At 63.0% G+C, this 368-nt stretch carries 1 pseudogene; it reads left to right on the plus strand.

From position 1 onward, the window contains the following. Positions 1 to 368 (plus strand): annotated as a pseudogene (locus tag ACW9JE_RS30930) (T6SS effector BTH_I2691 family protein); the annotation flags it as partial.

Consider the following 368-nt stretch of genomic DNA (forward strand, 5'->3'; position numbering starts at 1 on the left):
TGCCGCCCGAGGATAACGCGATGGTGATGATGGGCGCCGGCGCCACGGTGGCGGCCGGTGAACGTTCGTTCAAGGCTCGTTGGGGGCATCTGCCGGATCCACGCCAATGGCGAACCGCCTTGGAAGAATGGGAAGCCAAACGCTACTGGCGCGAGGACGTGCGCTTTGACGAGGTACGAAACTACCTGAGCCAGACCACCGTCGAGGCGACACAACTGCAGACGCACATCCAGCGCAGTGCCGACGACCTGATCGACTGGCTCGACCAACTGAATCCAGGCGCCGAAACGGTCTATCACGACACCGGCCATGAAGATCAGGCCAGCCAGCTGCTGGAAACCGCCCACGCCCTTTACACCGCCTTGGGC

The organism is Pseudomonas sp. SDO55104_S430 (assembly GCF_054070595.1).